Here is a 16,443-nt window from a genome sequence, read left to right as displayed (position 1 = left end):
AATTTAGCAATTGGCATTTTGAGCGACAACGTGGCTACAGAGCCTCTTTAGATGCTAGCATCCCACATGGTAGATCAAAGTTTTATTTCATTGGATTTTAGCCACTGAATCACTGGGTAAGTATATTGATAGCCCAGTTGCGTAATCTGATAACCTTCGCTAAAAGATGGTGATGTATAATTAAGTGCCTGCCATTGATCACCTGCATATTCAAAGATTGATAGTTGCTTATTATGATCACTGCCTTTTTTGACCTTTTCACCAATCAAAAAGACTGAGTTGCCAATGACTTTTAAGTTGTTTGCGCTTGTTGCTGCTGCTGGAATATCCGCTAACTCATGACAATGCATATCATCACCAAAATGCCCATATTCGTAATCAATATCACATTGAGCAAGCGTCTTATGACTGTGTCCGGCATCAACCAGCGCATAAAAGGACATACTATCTGGAATTACTTGTATTGATTCGATTGCCTTATAATAATTTGGAAATAAATAAGATGCGGCAGGATGATTGATTATTTCACTACCATCATCTTCTGCTGGTTGCGTTTTGTGATTAACCAAACTAATACGATATTGTGATGGATCCATTTTTTCAGTATCTATTACAGCTAAATAGTCATCACGTTTAAAGTAAAAGCTTTGCTCTAAGGTTGTTTGAGAAAGATATAGCGGCTCTATCCCTCCTGACGTATTAATCTTAGTAAATGCATTATGTTCATTACTTATCATATAATAATTATTGTATTGGTCTAACCAAACATTTGTATCATCTATCGGATATACCTTACCATCTATCGAAAAAATCTCATTCCATGCATAAGTTGAATCTTCAAGCTTACCAACTAGCATAATAAGTTTGCTAAATGATTTATCTGAGACAAACGCATGAATGTCACCTTTATCACTCGTTACTACTCTAACACCAAGGTAGTTATATTGACTATATGGAAAATTAAGATTAACCCAAGTTCCATTAATATTTTTTAATAACTCGAAATGCTTTTGTCGATCCCAAGAAGGCCCGTCTTCAGCTATCACAGCAAGTGTATTATGATCAGAATCATTCTCTAACCAATAGAGTTGATCAATTTGACCTGAATGTAAATATTTTCTAACGTTATCGGGATTAACGCCATCATTACTCATATGATAAAGAGCATAGTATTTAGACATATCAGGCATCTCAACATACAAGGCTTTATCTTTTCCTAAATCAAAACCGTACGTTTGACCAAGTGCATTAATCGTTAACTTTGCTGCACTTACATCGATATCACTTGGGCTATACATATATAAATGGCAAGCATCACCTGTATCAAGACTTATCTTACCCTCATTGATCTGACAGTAGTCTCGACAGACCTCAGCGCTACACCAGGTTGTTTTATAACTTGGGTCATCTCCATTATTGCCGTTATAAACCATAACGCTTTCTGGCATCACACTGAGATCTAGCACAATATCTTCAATCTTAGTGTCACCATTATTAGTTAACTTAATTGCACCCATATTAGACTGTGGGGAACCACCCTCAGTTTCAACAACGATATTAGCCGCTGCCGCCTTAATATAAAAGGATTCATTAACATCAGACATCAGATTGTTTGCTTGATCGATATGCAGCATATAACCATCTGGCACAACCTGTTGTGTTGCGTGTATTGTGACTTGGCATGAAGCACCCGTTGCCAATTCTGCATTAAAACAGTTTGAAGCAGGATCAATTGTCAGTCCTGCTACGTTTTGATCTTTTTGTGTAATGCTAAAATGTGACATCTCTGGTAAGTACGCGTTAAACGGACCATTATTGGTAACGTTAATATCAAAAGTTTGTCCCTGTTTTGCCTGCACATCTTTCTCGATAGCAACCTCGACCGGGTCAATAGCTATATCATTTTGAGCACTCAACTCAAGCCCCTGATTCGTAGTATAGTCAAGCGTGATACGTGCGGGTTTTGAAGCATCACTAATATGCGCATTATCAGCTGCCTCCAAAGTAATATGACAAGAACCATATGCTGCCAATGAAGCTTGGCAATTATTCTCTTGTATCGAGATACCAGCAATATTGTCGTCAAGTTTAACTGAGCCAATATTTAAATTAACGTCCGTGGTATTGGTATAAGTGATTTTTTGTGTTTCAGGTTGTTGAAACGTGATATCATTACTATCCAAAATTGAGGTTGAAACCTTCAGATCAACCACATGATTATCTTTTGCATTCGCTGCTTCAATAATAATATCAATGTTGTCATCTTGATGTGCTTTCAATGTATCTATGGTTTTTTGATCAATGGCTAGCTCAAATGTAAAACGAAAGTCACTGCCACTCGGTAATTCATCAATTTGTTGCGATGATCGATTTAAAGCAATCTCTCCTAACCAATCTGGTAACTGGATATTGAGCGCATTAATCGGTACTGGTGAATCATTATGAATATTAACACTTACCGTTGAACCAGGTTTAAGGTAATCACTTGTTTTTGTTGATTTTGATAAATCAATTAGACGCGCATCACTTTGTGGAACAAATTTTAAGGACTGACTGATCTTTAGATCTTCTGCATTATCGGATGTCTTTACCGACAATGTTAAATGTTTATCCGTTTCATGCTCAACTTGTTCATCTAACTTGGCTAGAAAAGCAATATTGCAATACTCACCTGCTTGCAAAGCTTGTCCTTGCCCTTTATCATCAAAACAAGTGTTTTGTGGTAAACTCAAATCATAAGTCAGCTTAACACCATCAGTCACTGGAGTCTCAAAACCTTCAATTGCAACTGTTGTATTACTTGTTGCTTGACCAATTGCACCAAGTTTAATTTGCTCAACACTAGGATTGATAACTTTATAAGATAAAACGCTTGCTTTACCTGATTGAATCACTTCAGGTGCTTTAATCTCTTGTTCTGCTTTTAACTGTGTTTTGACAGGTGATGGGGTGGGGCTATCACCGCCTGAAGAGCCGCCACCTCCGCAACCAATAAGTGCCAATGCGAATAATGATGAGATATGCTTTAAGTTAGATTTCATGCGAGCTCCTTTTGTTCTTTATATAACCAAAATATTGAGTGCATGAAATATAAACCAACCTTTTAACTGAGTGAAATTTGCTTAACTTATGACTGTATTAACATTATTTATAACCGGCAATGATTAACAATGGGACTTATGAAGCTGAACATGATCTTGAAGCGGTTGAAGAGCTCATATCTCGTCATAACCGCCGAGGACCTGCCGTCATTGAAACTCAAGAGGTTAAGCGCGCATTAGCAAATCACAATGTCAAAAAACTGCTATTGCCATACCCCATTGATTCAGAAGATTTTGATGAGTTCATTGTTGATGCGGTTGCCAGTGGCGCAAGCATTGAGTTTGTCACAGGAAAAGCGGCTGAGCTTCTTAAACAACATGGTGGGGTTGGTGCTAAACTATATTATTCGCTAAGCTAGATTAAACTTGATTCATTTTTAAAAATTGGCTTGTTTGCATTTGCCGCAGCCATTATTATGTTTATGGCAAGTAAATATAAAAGAAAAATGATTTATAATATGCTAATTAGTTTTTTAATCTCATTATTGGTCTCAATAATTATTACGTGGCTTGCAGCGCGCGCTTTATTTCGTCTTAATATAAAAAAAGGTCAAGCGCTCACCAAAAAAGATCGCTATCTTAATGCGGTGATCTGTGGCTTTGTTTTTTTCTGTGTTAGCTGTTTTGTTTACGCACTACTGATCAATAGCGTTTTCCACTAAGAATATTCTGATTCTCTTCAATCATCTGCACTGTATCAATAAGCTTTTTAAATGAGAACATCACCACACTGGCATGGCGTAATTCACTTTGAATACTCATTGACTGACTAAACTCCTCAAGTAGTGCTTCTAGATTAGTAATGATTTTTTGATACTCTCCTTGGTCAAAAACATTCTTTTTAAAGCTGATACTTACGGCTTTGAAGGTATGATTGATCTCATTATATAATGCCTTAAACGCAGGATTTTGCTGAAATTTCTCACGCTTTTCAGGATAGGTCTCAATATAATCATAAATCACACTGGTGTAACGATATAGTTGTCGCAGATGGCGCGTCGTCACTTTTAATAACTTAAAATCAATATTTGGTTTTTCATGCATTATTTCTTTTTGTAATGCGATTTGTTTTGAAAAATGACTAAAGATTTCAACCAAAACATTGTCATAATCACCACCGGCAAAAAGCCGACTATTTAACGAAGCAATACAGTTAACGGTATCACAAAAGGATTGATTGATGCGTTTATAAGCGTGAATAGGAAAAAAGTAACGGTTAACAATAATTGCTATGGTAATGCCAATAAGCACCTCAAGTGTGCGATAACAAGCCGTTGCTAAACTAACGTCATTACTGAATAAAATAATTGCTGCTGTCACAGCCCCTAAAACACCTGCATAGGTATATTTGCTAGAATTCGTTGCGGTAAAAACACCCATTGCAATAACCACAAGTCCTAATATAAGCTGAGTAATCCACATTTGCGGAAAGATTAAAATAATGATAATTGAGCATATCGATCCAATTAATGTCCCTAAAAATCTCATTTTAGCTTTTTCTAATGTGCCACCTAAATTTGGTTGACTTGACATGACCACTAAAACAGTAATCACGATCCACGCATACATTTGTCCAACATTAAGCCATTCACCTAATAAGTGCCCCACCAAATAAGCAATAGCACTAGCAACGACTGCCTTTAATGCATTGATCAATGAGTAACGTTTACTATAAAACAAATTCGTCATCGTAATAAGTCTCCCTTGAGTGTTATGTAATTAGTATAACGCTAAATATTGCACGGTTTTAGATGACAAGCAAAATGGTATTGTTATCATAAGCTTATTTTTTAGTGATAGGAATTAACATGAACCCAGCATCAACGATACGTTCAGCACTCTACGCTTTAAGCATCGTCGCTGCCAGCATTGGCATTTTTGTTTATTGGCAGATTAGCAGCTATCCACAAGCATTCAATAATATTGCCTTTGTTTTTGCTTATGCCGTTATGCTGATATTAATCAGCATGCCTCTTTTTGTCTCTGAAACCATCTCTGGTTTTTTAAGTAAAAAGCCGCTAACAGGAAGCCTGCATTTCGCTGCACGTTCACAGCGTTTACGCTTTATTGCTCTGTTATCGATGGTGCTTGCCGCAATATTACTAATCATGGTGATCGCGCGCATATCCGTCACCAGCTCAAGCCTTGTTTATACTAGCTTTTGGTATACAACGCATTCAGCAGAGAAAACACTACATCTTATTGATAATTACACCTTACTGATTGGCATTATTTTTAGCGCCATTATTGTTGTTATTATTGGTTTCTCACAGACGAGTGAGCACTTTTTAAAATTAAGCTCCGCATTTGCAACACTTGGACTGGCGTGCTTAATTGGCTTATTCATAATGAATGCTGTTACATTTAATACCAGTCTTACAACGAGTACTTTTTTCACACCTAATTTCCATTTACTGGCATCAATAGATGTATGGGAATCAGCATTAAGTCTTTCGCTGTTTTCTGGGCTAATCGGCTTAGGGATTAACTCCGTACTTGGAGCTTGCTTTAATGCACAGTGCTCTATTCGACGATTCAGTTGGGCATTTGTCATCGGTAGCATTATAACAGTCATCGTCATTACGTTAATGCAAAGCCTATATACCAACAGCAGTCGATCAGCTTCTGATGTCCTGGGTTTTCAATATGCCTATACACTCAACTTATTAGCTTTTGGGATGTTTTTCTTTTGTTTACTCACCACGGCCTTATTACTTTGTCAGACCTTTAAGGGATTGAGCACATCAACCGCAAAGCATAAATGGTATGTTTATTTGCCGTTTTTCATCTTGCTTCTAGCCGCTTCAATTATCTATCAACACGTATTAACAGACAAAGTACACGAAATCATTCAATCCGAATTGATTATTAGCCTTATTCTTTTTATTGCTTATCTTGAAATTATTATTTTTGGTTGGATTTGTGACGCACAAAAATTAAGTTATCAATTACATAAAGCAACAAAAATCAAACTCTCGGCACTTTATAATTTAAGTTTGCGCCTGATTGCACCAAGTGCCATTTTGACCGTTTTTATCCATAAAATAGTAAGCTGCTTTGTCACTATGCACTGGTTTTCAATTATTGGTCTTTTTATTTTATCGCTTATTTTCACCGTGATCCTTGGTAGCTTTTTACATCGCAGATTCCAGTAATTCGCTTGACCTTAGAAGCCATGACAATTATCCTCAACAACTTACTTGAAGCTCAAAGCATAAAAATGTTAACACTTAAGCAAATTCAACAGTTATCCGCAGATGACATCAACAATAATAACCAAGTCATTATTGATCAGCTAAGCTCTGATGTCGTTTTAATTAATCAGATCAGTCAATACATCATCCACAGTGGTGGTAAGCGCTTGCGTCCTTTATTACTGATGCTTGTGGCACGTGCGCTTGACTACAAAGAGCAAGATCATACCAAAGCAGCAGCTATTATTGAGTTTATTCATACAGCAACTCTATTACATGATGATGTAGTTGATGAGTCTGAATTGCGTCGCGGCAAAGACACTGCCAATAATGTCTTTGGCAATGCCGCTTCAGTCCTAACCGGTGATTTTCTTTACTCACGTGCCTTTCAAATGATGGTTGAATTAAATCAAATGCAGATTATGCAAATCTTAGCAGATGCCACCAATAAGATTGCTGAAGGTGAAGTATTGCAACTGTTAAACTGCAACAATCCAGACATCACTGAAGAACAATATATGCAAGTTATATACTGTAAAACCGCCAAATTATTTGAAGCGGCTTGCGATGTCGCCAGTGTCATCGCCAATGCAGGTGATAGAGAACAAAAAGCATTACATCAATATGGTATTCATCTTGGTAATGCATTTCAAATCGCAGATGATGTACTGGACTATATTGCAGATAGCGAGACACTAGGCAAAAATATTGGTGATGATTTAGCCGAAGGCAAAACAACACTACCTGTTATTTATGCACTCAACAATGCACAAGCTTCAGATCAACGACTTATTCGTCAAGCGATTGAGCAAGGTCACCATCCTGAGATGGTAAAGATTATTGATATTATTAAGCACAGTGGTGCGATTGAGTATGCCATTAGCAAGGCACAACAGGCTGCGCAATCGGCGATTGATTCGCTAGATATACTTGCTGTGTCTGAATACAAAAATGCACTGATCGCACTAGCACATATTGCTGTTGAACGTACACACTAAAAGCTAAACAACCATGTCTTCTAAGTCTTTACGTGATAATTTTTGGCACTTATACCCCTTAAAAGCATTAAATGATGCTGAATGGGAAGCGCTTTGCGACGGCTGTGGCTTATGTTGCCTACATAAACTGCAAGATGATGAAACCGATGAAATCTATTACACCAAAGTTGCCTGCAAGCTTTTAGATTGCAGCACCTGCCAATGCACCAATTACCCTAAACGTAAACAACTGGTACCTGATTGTTTGCAACTGGATTTATATCACTTAAAACATGCCCAACATTGGTTGCCTGAGACTTGCGCCTATAAACGCCGTTATCACGGTAAAGCCTTACCTGATTGGCATCCACTGATCACCAAAGATAGAAATAGCGTTCATAAGGCAGGCGCTTCAGCTTGCGATTTTGCCATTTCTGAGAATGACATTCGTGGCGATTTGGAAGATTATTTACTGTGATCCAACCATTAATTTATTTGATCAGTTTTATATTACAGAAAAGGATATTGTTACCGATATCTGGTCAATTAATTTGCGTGGCAAAAGCCAATAGCAATAAAATAATTAAGCAATATCTTTGCCCGTGATGATGTCGTAGGGGCGTATTGCATACGCCCGTCAAAATAGACGGAAATTCTATCAAACAGCAATGAATTCTCGACATTGACAAAACAACCATTGCATTATAACATTGTTATAACTTTGATCATCAGGAGAAGTCATATGCAAACTAAATTAAGAGCGATTGGTAACAGTGTTGGTATAACCATCCCAGCAAGTGAATTAAAATCACTGTCTGCTGACATTGGTGATACCATTGAGATTAATATTGTCAAGGTGATCAAAACGCCACGTTCAAGTTGGAATGACGCTAATTTATGGCAAAACACAGAACATGAACCCTTATATTTGGACAATCTAACCGACAATGATTTTGATGGGAACGAATGGCAATGGTAGCTATCAAACGTTTCAGTGTTTGGGGTGTTGATCTGGACCCAACCAAAGGTAGCGAGCAATCTGGGTTTAGACCTGTTTTGGTAATATCACCTGATGTTATGAATAATCATTTAAATACAGTGATTGTTGCACCAATGACAACTTCATTACGCAGCTGGCCTACAGGTGTTCAAATAGAGCATCAAGCAAAAACAGGTGAAGTCGCACTTGATCAAATTAGAACAATTGACAAAGTCAGTCTAAAAAAGAACATGGGATTACTTGAGGCAAGGTTTCATCGCAATATTTACCGTACTCTTGCTGAAATATTTAGCAAATAGTTAATAAACTGATTTCATTTTTGACAGATACTCTTTAAGTACAGTAATAATCTCCTGATTTGCTTCAGGCATGATGTCTGTATTTAGCTTGTTTACACTCACCCACTTCCCCTCTTGCCCTTCTTGAGGCGCAATTACTCCTTGATATTGCATAATCACAAAACAGTGAAGCTCGACTGACTTATGTTGATAGTGATGCGCTTTAATCAATAATGGTGAAAACTCAGTAACATTAATACCAACCTCTTCTTTAAGCTCACGCTTAAGTGCCAAATCTGGTGATTCATTGTTTTCAAGTTTGCCACCGGGGAACTCCCAAAGTCCGGCTAAATCCTGAGTTAATTTACGTTTAGTCAAAAAAACTTGATTTTTTTGATCATTTAATATGACTCCAACGGCAACTTTGATTAAAATCATCGCTAACGAATAAACACTTAAGCAAATCGAACATGTCTTATAGCTTAACAAGTCAATTTTTAATTGCTATGCCTAATTTGCAAGATAATGCATTTGAACACTCTGTTATCGTTATGTGTGAAGATAATAACAAAGGATCAATGGGCTTTATGATCAACAAGCCGCTTAAACATAAACTTAAAGATATCTTTAAAGAGCTTAATATCGATTACAGCAAAACTGATCATAATATCTTAAATAAGTCCATTCATGTTGGCGGTCCGGTAAACATGAATAACATTTTTGTCCTTTATCGCGCACCACATACGCCAAAGTACAAGGCAAGTATTCAAATTACTGATGAACTTGTCGTCACCACAAGTCCTGATATTTTGGAAGATATTGCACAAAACAATACCCCTTCACAGTATCTCGTCATCGCCGGTTGTGCTAGCTGGGAACAAAACCAGCTATTAACTGAAATAAAACAAAATAGCTGGCTTAATACTCAGATCAATTACGACATCCTATTTGCAAAAGAAGATCAGTATAAATGGGAACAGACTTTTAATCTTGCGGGATTAAGAAGCCCAGCACAGCTTGCTTGTAGCTTTGGTCATGCGTAAGTTAATCGGACTTGACTATGGCAAATCACGCATAGGTATTGCCAGTGGACAGATGATTACTAAAACAGCAACGCCAATTGCAACCATTGCAGCCAAAAAAGGCGAGCCCGAATGGCAGGCGCTTGATAAGATCATTAAACAATGGCGCCCAAGTGATATTATTGTTGGGCTGCCCATAGACGCTAAAGATCAAGAAACCAAAATCACTGAAGAGGCACGCAGCTTTGCGCAAAAGATTGAACTTAGATATCAAAAACCCGTGCACTTAATCTCAGAAACATTCTCAACACGTGAGGCACGTTGGCGTCTAGAGGAAGTGCAAAACAAATCTAACCGTCACCTTAAAGTCGATGCATTTGCCGCTTGTGTTATTTTAGAAACTTGGATGAACGAACAAAGCTAAATCATTTACGGCAACTTCATTTCTAATCTATACTAATACACATATCTATAACATGGAGTTTAGTGTGACAATTTATAGCTTTCTCTCACATCACTTAGTTATTGGCTTAATACAAAGTCTTGCTATTGCGCTAGTAATGTATTTTTTATACCGATTTTTACAATGGCATTTTACACGGAAAATTGATAACACAACCAAGCTAAAACGCAAACTTTCACGCCTTCGTTATCTATTGATTGCTATTTTTGTCTTTTGCGTGCTAAAAATATGGATTAGTGACTTTAGTCATATTCTCACTGCATTAGGTTTGGTGGGTGCTGGTTTAGTTGTTGCTAATAAAGAGACAATTATGAATTTTATTGGCTCATTTATTATCATGTGGCGCGATCTCTTTAGTGAGGGTGATTATATCGAGGTTCAAGGTCAAGAAGGGTATGTTTATCGCTTGGGGCCTTTATATTATACATTGGCAGAATACCCACCGAGTGACAAAAAAACCAAGGGAAAATACATTCGCATCCCGAATGCCACCGCAATTACTGCTGTTATTATTAATTACTCGCAACCCGCTGTACCTTTTAAAGGTAAAATTCAATTTAAAGTGACATATGAACAATATATACATCTCAATATCACTGAGTTAAAAACCACGCTAGAAAAAGATCTTAGTGACTATCTTGAAACATTAACTAAACCACAATTAAATACATTAACATCAACATTAATTAATCTTCATGAGCAGCCTGACACGGATGAGCCTCGACTCATTAATATCACGCTAACTTATCAATGTTTATTTGATCATAAAAAATCACTGTCAACAATGCTTAATAGTTCTTTGTTACAGATACTAACCACAAACATACCCAAAGGCTATCAACTCGATCAAAAGTGATCATAAAATACAAAATGCAAAGCAAAAAAGACTGTAAAATGATTTGTGATAAGTATAAAATCACTTCGCTTTTAACGTACTCTTTTGGAGCGAAATCTCGTGAGATCAATTAAACGCGCTTTGCTTAGTGTTTCTGACAAAACTGGGATTGTTGACTTTGCCAAGCAACTGCAAAAATTCAACATTGAAATATTATCAACCGGCGGCACTGCCAAGCTATTAACAGATGCCAATATCCCCGTGATTGAAGTATCAGATTACACTGGCTTTCCTGAGATGATGGATGGACGTGTCAAAACTTTGCATCCCAAAATACATGGTGGACTTCTCGGCAGACGCGATATCGATCAAGCGGTTATGCAACAGCACGATATCCCAAATATCGACTTAATCATTGTTAACTTATACCCGTTTAAGCAAACCATTGAAAAACCCAATGTCAGTTTCAGCGAAACCATTGAAAACATTGATATTGGCGGTCCGACAATGTTGCGCTCAGCAGCAAAAAATCATCAAGATGTTGCCGTTATTTGTGACCCTAATGACTATAACGATATTACAAACAAGCTAAATGACAATCATGGCGCTTTAGACTTTGCGACACGCTTTAGCTTAGCATGCAAGGTATTTGAACACACCGCACAATATGATGGCATGATTGCTAATCATTTAGGTGCATTACATCCGGCAACCGGTGAGAAAACAGAGAGCTTCCCTAACACCATTAATCTGCAATTTAACAAAGCCGAAGTGATGCGCTATGGTGAAAATCCACACCAGCAAGCTGCCTTATATATTGAGCCTGATTATCCTAATGCATCAGTGGCACAGGCAAAACAACTGCAAGGTAAAGCATTATCTTATAATAATATTGCGGATACTGATGCGGCTTTACAGTGTGTTAAGAGCTTTGAATTACCTGCTTGTGTTATTGTTAAACATGCCAATCCTTGTGGTGTTGCGGTAGCTAGTTCATTAACCGAAGCCTATCAAAAAGCCTTTCAAACTGACCCAACCTCAGCCTTTGGCGGCATTATTGCCTTTAACCAGAAGCTTGATGCGACAACGGCACAAACAATTATCAATCAGCAGTTTGTTGAGGTAATTATTGCCCCTGAAGTTGATGATTTAGCATTAAAAGCACTTGCGACTAAACCCAATGTTCGTGTATTGGCATGCGGCTATGATCAAAAACCAAATCTTGCTGAGTTTGAGCTTAAGAAGATTGAAGGTGGGCTTTTGATCCAAGATAAAGATAACTATCAACTAGATCAAAGTGAATTAAAAGTCGTTACTCATACAACACCAAGTGAACAACAGTTACAAGACCTGCTATTTGCTTGGAAAGTCGTAAAGTTTGTTAAATCAAATGCGATTGTTTATGCTAAAGACAATATGACGATTGGTATAGGTGCTGGACAAATGAGTCGCGTATTTAGTTCTAAAATTGCCATTGAAAAAGCACAAGATGCTAGCTTAAGTCTCCAAAAATCAGTCATGGCATCAGATGCTTTCTTCCCCTTTCGCGATGGGATCGATGCCGCTGCCAAATCAGGCGTTAATGCCATTATCCAACCCGGTGGTTCAATGCGTGATCAAGAAGTGATTGATGCGGCTAATGAACATGGTATTGCTATGGTGTTTACCGGTATTCGACATTTTAGGCACTGAGAACCACAAATAGAGCCTTCGTTTTTTATCTATACTTTTAATGATTGATTTATATTCATAAAAAGCAACCATTCGTTTATACTGCGTACAAAAATTCATACGTAAATACTGATGAATAGTATACTTATTGTTGATGATGATTTTAAATTACGTAACTATTTTCGAATGGTTTTAACCAAATATAACTTTCATGTGCTATGTGCACAAAATACGAAAGAAGCTGAAAGTTTAATAAACAATCAAGTAATTGACTTAATCGTATTAGACATTATGATGCCGGATGAGGATGGTATTTCCTTTTGCAAGCGCATTGCTTCAGTAGTCAATACTCCTATTATTATGCTAACCGCTGTTGACGATGATCTTGATCAGATTGTTTGTCTTGAGGCCGGTGCCGTAGACTATATTGTTAAGCCATTTAAACCACGCATTTTGGTATCTAAAATAAAAAGTCTTTTAAATTATACACAACAAGCCTCCCATGAAAATAAAAGCACTACACATCGAAGCGATAACATAATCATTATTGATCATTGGCGGTTTGACCGTCAACAACAATGCTTGTTTAATCAAGAGACGCTTACCGAGCAGTCGCTTACTAAGCTTGAATATTTTATGTTATGCTCGTTTGTCGAGAATGCTAATAAAGTCATTACTCGCGAACAGATTCTTAATGCACTTTATGAAGATCAATATGCAGTAAGTGATCGCACGATCGATATTAATATCAGTCGCTTGCGCAATAAATTGGGAAAACTAACTGCTAAGCGCATTAAAACCATTCATGGTCGTGGCTATCTATTTAAAATGGATCTAGCCAATGAAAACTGACTATACTCAAGTTAAGCTCAAAAAAACCAAACCAGGTTTCGATACAGTCATTCTCTGCAGCCTCAGCCTGCTTATTATGCTCACTGTACTTATATTAAGTTTAGTATTGATTAATTATTACCATAAAAGCTTGCGTGAAGTGAATCTACAAACTGTCGTTGAAATGAGCTTCGTAACCAAACGCTTGATTGACAGCAATGAAAATAAGCATCAAAAGTTTAACATCACCACAACGCTTGATGAGTTATCCACAGGTTCTGAGCAGTATCTTATTACTGATCACGCCTTATCCAATAACAGAATTTATTTTAACGATAATAATTATAATTACAGTGAGATTAGAACATTAGTCATTAATGAGTTGCACCATAAAGCAACGATTTATGACTTCTCGATTTATCTATCACATTACAACAAATGGTTGAATATCAAATTCCCCCCTCCTATTTTAGGTACCGTTATCAAAGCCATTATAATATTTGAGGCAATATTAGCTTTGATTATCCTTTATTTTGTAATTACCTCACTACGTTTTGCAGGCTTATGGCAACAGATGTTAACTATGGCAGAGTACTACAGTGGCAACTATAACACCAAAATCCAAAAGCATAAATTATTCTTAGGTAGCCGCGTATTGTTTAGTTCAATCGCCCATATGAAGCGCGTACTTCATCGACTCAAAGAACTCTCCGCACAAAAATCTTTCATTATTACCGCACTTACCCACAATATCCGTACACCTATTACACGTGCTGAGCTATTACTTGAAATTCAACAAGACACTCCCGAGAAAGATAAAATTCTTGAGGAACTCGATGAAATCAACAAACAGGTTACCCAAATTGCACAATACACTAAAAGTACGAGCATCCTTGATTTAGCTGATGATATTAATCTTTATCACTTGATTGAAAAAATACACCAAAAAACACCTGAATTTGAGATTCATAATGCAATTAATACTGATCTCATCATTTATGCACAGCCCTTTGCTATCGAGTTAGCTATTAATAACTTGATTGATAATGCTATTAAATATGCATCACAGCTTACGATTAAACAAACAAATCATAAAGAAAGTACTGAGATTATGTTTATTAGTGAGATCGATAGAGATAAATCCCATATGCATTATGAAAGCACAGGAATTGGAATACAAATCAGTGACATACTATTAAAACAAAATAGTTGTCAATTATTACTCGAGAAAACCAAGAATCAATATATAGCAACCATGAAGCTTCCGCCTATAATCTAGACAACATCAAAAAGGCTTGCGGCATAAAATAGCCAGAGTAAAGTACTTCTTTGCCTGACTCACTCCATTGGTTACCTGGCGTCATAAACCAATTATAGGTTTTATCAAAAAACCTTGCATGTTGATAACCATCAAACTGACGTATTTGTTGCTTTATATGCTGAGCTAGCTGCCAGTATGCTAACGATTCTTCGCCATATCTAAATAACGACGATGTCCATTTGCCATCAAGCACATTCTGGGCAGCCAATGCAATTGCCCAGCCAATATTAACATCAGCATCAGATGCTGAGTCATTCGTTAACGCACTTGTTCCATCTTCATCTTTGTAGTAAAAAGGTTTGCCTTCAATATCGGTAATCCATGGCATGAGCAGATCACTTTTTTGATGACAAATATGGTCATAATACAATGCACAACCATGGTTTTTGGACACTGCTAAAACATAACGCAATAATTGATCAAATAGCACTTGATCATTTGCTAAATAACTAATCAACAAACCATAGGCCATACCTTCTGATACGGTTGGCATTTGACCAGCATTAACGTGTGAGCGCTTATGTGGTGCAGTTTTTGAGCTGAAAATAACGCGCGCATATGTCACACCATCGATTCTAAAGCGCTCAATAAAACCATTATTATCACTCGTAAATTTGCGATAATTTTCCATAAATCCTGATTGCGTTAAAAACTTAGGCAATGCATGAATATGCTGTTTAGATACATAATCAACCATAAATCCTTGACTTAGTAATAATAAAGTCGCATTAAAATAGTTTTGGGTTGTCCAAGTAAAGGGGTCGTGTTTATTAATATCCCAAGGCGAATGTTGATCAAGATCATAAGCTGATAACTCCTTAATCAATGCATTAAAATAATCATCCTTAATACTTGATACCACTAAAGCAGCTACTGCTGTTGGCGCCAAAAACAATGGGTCATCTGTCGGCTCACTATCTATAACAGGACAGCCTTCCTCAAAACAGTATTGTGCCGCATCATATCCCATACGCAAAGAACTGACATCATATGCCCAAAAGCCCATCGACGGCATCTTACCCTTGTCATCATGATCCAGAGTTTTCGAATACTGCGAAGCTGTTTTTACTATAGCGGTCAAATTAGGTAAACTCATCTGACAAATTGGGCTTTGATAATCAACAAGGCACTGCTGTCCAAAATACAGTGGATAACGAATCGAATCAAAAGAATATTGAAAAACAGATGGATCATATTCAAAATCATCCCAAAACTCATTTAGCTTGGTTTTATTCATCGGCAATATATTAGCCAATAAGTGTTGATATTTACCTTTTGCTGGTGCATTGCTCGGATAATGTGCCAGAGCATCACTAATATTAGCAATCATATGGTAAAAAGGATCATTTTTTTGCTTTACTGTGTTTTGTAACACTGTATTCAAATGAACATCTTTTGTCTGAATATGTGCTGCTGATATATTTGTAGAAACTATTGCTGTAAAAGCTATTATTAATTTGTTTTTATGGAACATAAGTCTTCCTTTGTGTTATTTACCGGAGTTATTTGCTATTGATCATTACCCTTTATTAGTTGACATTTGATAACTCTCCTATCAAGTTTTATTGATTCCCCTAAATTGCGATTCCTTTTAAATAAATTTTAATACTGAGTGAAATTGTCTAAAAAAATTTGCTGAAAAAAAATGGGTTGATTACCTAGATATGCCGCTTTATACTGTGACTTTAGGTTATTTATAATTAATTCCATAGTTAGTTTTCCCATAGATACCTTCATTTGTTAAACATGG

The 16,443-nt window shown here is 36.9% G+C and carries 17 protein-coding genes; 13 read left to right on the top strand and 4 right to left on the bottom strand.

The window, feature by feature from the left end; translation table 11 throughout:
* Positions 1 to 74: 74 nt before the first annotated feature.
* Positions 75 to 3,041 (bottom strand): COG1361 family protein, encoded by a 2,967-nt coding sequence (locus ACZ5V8_RS03460; protein WP_464218364.1) that lies wholly within the window; start codon positions 3,039 to 3,041, stop codon positions 75 to 77.
* Between the two features lie 119 nt (positions 3,042 to 3,160).
* Between ACZ5V8_RS03460 and ACZ5V8_RS03455 the strand changes: the two genes are divergently transcribed.
* Both ACZ5V8_RS03455 and ACZ5V8_RS03450 read left to right on the top strand, forming a co-directional pair.
* Positions 3,161 to 3,460, top strand: a complete 300-nt coding sequence (locus tag ACZ5V8_RS03455) for a hypothetical protein (RefSeq protein WP_464218362.1) — start codon at positions 3,161 to 3,163, stop codon at positions 3,458 to 3,460.
* A gap of 99 nt (positions 3,461 to 3,559) precedes the next feature.
* Positions 3,560 to 3,763 (top strand): hypothetical protein, encoded by a 204-nt coding sequence (locus ACZ5V8_RS03450; protein WP_464218361.1) that lies wholly within the window; start codon positions 3,560 to 3,562, stop codon positions 3,761 to 3,763.
* On the opposite strand, the gene ACZ5V8_RS03445 is transcribed toward ACZ5V8_RS03450, so the two are convergent.
* Entirely contained in the window at positions 3,744 to 4,790 is a 1,047-nt protein-coding gene (locus ACZ5V8_RS03445) for an FUSC family protein (RefSeq protein WP_464218360.1), read from the bottom strand. The genes ACZ5V8_RS03450 and ACZ5V8_RS03445 overlap by 20 nt on opposite strands.
* Positions 4,791 to 4,909: 119 nt before the next feature.
* On the opposite strand from ACZ5V8_RS03445, the gene ACZ5V8_RS03440 reads away from it, so the two are divergent.
* From ACZ5V8_RS03440 to ACZ5V8_RS03420, 5 genes are all read left to right on the top strand, one after another.
* Complete coding sequence (locus tag ACZ5V8_RS03440; RefSeq protein ID WP_464218359.1) at positions 4,910 to 6,256, top strand: SLC5/6 family protein; 1,347 nt, start codon at positions 4,910 to 4,912, stop codon at positions 6,254 to 6,256.
* Positions 6,257 to 6,321: 65 nt separating this feature from the next.
* Entirely contained in the window at positions 6,322 to 7,293 is a 972-nt protein-coding gene (gene ispB, locus ACZ5V8_RS03435; RefSeq protein ID WP_464218358.1) for an octaprenyl diphosphate synthase, read from the top strand.
* Positions 7,294 to 7,306: 13 nt separating this feature from the next.
* Positions 7,307 to 7,750: a YcgN family cysteine cluster protein gene (locus ACZ5V8_RS03430; protein WP_464218357.1), complete on the top strand. Its 444-nt coding sequence runs from the start codon at positions 7,307 to 7,309 to the stop codon at positions 7,748 to 7,750.
* 264 nt (positions 7,751 to 8,014) lie between these two features.
* Complete coding sequence (locus ACZ5V8_RS03425; RefSeq protein WP_464218356.1) at positions 8,015 to 8,251, top strand: AbrB/MazE/SpoVT family DNA-binding domain-containing protein; 237 nt, start codon at positions 8,015 to 8,017, stop codon at positions 8,249 to 8,251.
* Complete coding sequence (locus tag ACZ5V8_RS03420; protein WP_464218355.1) at positions 8,239 to 8,571, top strand: type II toxin-antitoxin system PemK/MazF family toxin; 333 nt, start codon at positions 8,239 to 8,241, stop codon at positions 8,569 to 8,571. Before ACZ5V8_RS03425 ends, ACZ5V8_RS03420 begins: the two co-directional genes overlap by 13 nt.
* Here the strand turns inward: ACZ5V8_RS03420 and mutT are convergent, their stop codons facing one another.
* The gene (mutT, locus tag ACZ5V8_RS03415; RefSeq protein ID WP_440615292.1) at positions 8,572 to 8,988 is read right to left on the bottom strand and encodes an 8-oxo-dGTP diphosphatase MutT; all 417 of its coding nucleotides are present in this window, start codon (positions 8,986 to 8,988) and stop codon (positions 8,572 to 8,574) included. It abuts the gene before it with no gap.
* Positions 8,989 to 9,020: 32 nt separating this feature from the next.
* Here mutT and ACZ5V8_RS03410 point away from each other — a divergent pair, with 32 nt between their 5' ends.
* The 6 genes from ACZ5V8_RS03410 (at position 9,021) to ACZ5V8_RS03385 (ending at position 14,651) form a co-directional block, all read left to right on the top strand.
* On the top strand, positions 9,021 to 9,593 hold the full coding sequence (locus tag ACZ5V8_RS03410) for a YqgE/AlgH family protein (RefSeq protein ID WP_464218354.1): 573 nt from the start codon (positions 9,021 to 9,023) through the stop codon (positions 9,591 to 9,593).
* On the top strand, positions 9,586 to 9,996 hold the full coding sequence (gene ruvX / locus ACZ5V8_RS03405) for a Holliday junction resolvase RuvX (RefSeq protein WP_440615294.1): 411 nt from the start codon (positions 9,586 to 9,588) through the stop codon (positions 9,994 to 9,996). The genes ACZ5V8_RS03410 and ruvX overlap by 8 nt, the downstream gene beginning before the upstream one ends.
* Positions 9,997 to 10,060: 64 nt before the next feature.
* Positions 10,061 to 10,891, top strand: coding sequence for a mechanosensitive ion channel family protein (locus ACZ5V8_RS03400; RefSeq protein ID WP_464218353.1), 831 nt, complete (start codon positions 10,061 to 10,063; stop codon positions 10,889 to 10,891).
* 99 nt (positions 10,892 to 10,990) lie between these two features.
* Entirely contained in the window at positions 10,991 to 12,562 is a 1,572-nt protein-coding gene (gene purH / locus ACZ5V8_RS03395) for a bifunctional phosphoribosylaminoimidazolecarboxamide formyltransferase/IMP cyclohydrolase (RefSeq protein WP_464218352.1), read from the top strand.
* Positions 12,563 to 12,673: 111 nt separating this feature from the next.
* Positions 12,674 to 13,393 carry a response regulator transcription factor gene (locus tag ACZ5V8_RS03390; protein WP_464218351.1) on the top strand — a complete coding sequence of 240 codons (720 nt, stop codon included), beginning with the start codon at positions 12,674 to 12,676 and terminating at the stop codon, positions 13,391 to 13,393.
* Positions 13,383 to 14,651 carry a sensor histidine kinase gene (locus ACZ5V8_RS03385; protein ID WP_464218350.1) on the top strand — a complete coding sequence of 423 codons (1,269 nt, stop codon included), beginning with the start codon at positions 13,383 to 13,385 and terminating at the stop codon, positions 14,649 to 14,651. The genes ACZ5V8_RS03390 and ACZ5V8_RS03385 overlap by 11 nt, the downstream gene beginning before the upstream one ends.
* Here ACZ5V8_RS03385 and ACZ5V8_RS03380 read toward each other — a convergent pair.
* Positions 14,641 to 16,167: a glycosyl hydrolase family 8 gene (locus tag ACZ5V8_RS03380; RefSeq protein ID WP_464218349.1), complete on the bottom strand. Its 1,527-nt coding sequence runs from the start codon at positions 16,165 to 16,167 to the stop codon at positions 14,641 to 14,643. The genes ACZ5V8_RS03385 and ACZ5V8_RS03380 overlap by 11 nt on opposite strands.
* Positions 16,168 to 16,443: the final 276 nt, after the last annotated feature.

The sequence above is a fragment of the Cysteiniphilum sp. GTC20157 genome, assembly GCF_055396795.1.
Note: the sequence above shows the minus strand (reverse complement) of the source record. Positions and strands in the feature narration are given on the sequence as shown.